1 protein-coding gene is annotated in these 919 nt (G+C 58.0%); it reads right to left on the bottom strand.

Going from position 1 to position 919, the window contains the following annotated elements:
* The coding region (locus ECTPHS_RS13680; protein WP_008933359.1) for an AAA family ATPase at window positions 1-786 on the bottom strand (786 nt) is incomplete at its 3' end.
* Window positions 787-919 lie beyond the last annotated feature (133 nt).

Raw genomic sequence — 919 nt, 5'->3', positions numbered from 1 at the left:
GTTGTACCACTGCCGGATGGCATCGCGATCCAGACCAGGCAGCTCGGGGGCAAACACCGTATCGAGATCTTCATCGGTGTAGCCGCAGAGGGTGGTGAACTCGGGTAGTAGGGTGATGTCGCGCAGGTTGTTCAGCCCCGAGAACAGGCTGACCTTGCTGAACTTGGATACGCCGGTGAGCAGCACCAGGTGCAGGTGCGGATCGGCATCCTTGAGCACGCTGTAGAGGTTCTTCAGGCCTTCGCGCAGTTCGCGGGCGCGCTCGGGATCGCGAATGTTGTCCAGGACGGGCTTGTCGTATTCGTCGACCAGCACCACGGCGCTCTGGCCGTAGAAGGTGTGAGTCTGGCGAATCAATGATGAAAACTCAGCGGAGATGATCTCGGCCGGTGGTTGGGGTAGTTCCAGTTTTTCTCGTTGCACCTTCAGCTGATGCCAAATGTGGGCATCCAGCTCCTCACGGGTTTTGACTACACCGTCGGCAAAGCTGATACGGATCACCGGGCGTTTTTGCTGCCAATCCCATTTGTCATGAATGTAGAGCCCTTCGAACAGGGTCTTGCGCCCTTCGAACAGGCAGCGCAGGGTATCCAGCAGCAGGCTCTTGCCGAAGCGTCGGGGACGGGAGAGGAAATAGTACCCACCGATCTTGGCCATGGACTCGATCAGGGGGGTCTTGTCGATGTAGTAGTAGTGACCCTTGCGCAACTTTTCGAAAGACTGGATGCCGATGGGCAATATCCGGCGGTCGGCGGTGATCACACAGGCCTCCAGGGCAAAATACATCCAGGGTTGCAGATTATCATGGCTGTAATGACCTCTGCCGCGCAGGCCTATAGCTCCTCCACCTCGAAGGCCACGATCTGCCGCCTTTCGCGGGAGAATTCCACGCCGATCAGGTGAATGGGCTTGCCGGTGA

Origin of the sequence: Ectothiorhodospira sp. PHS-1 (genome assembly GCF_000225005.1) — a bacterium.
Taxonomy (GTDB): domain Bacteria; phylum Pseudomonadota; class Gammaproteobacteria; order Ectothiorhodospirales; family Ectothiorhodospiraceae; genus Ectothiorhodospira.
The sequence above is the reverse complement of the archived record's forward strand: the minus strand, read 5'-3'. Positions and strand labels throughout refer to the sequence as shown.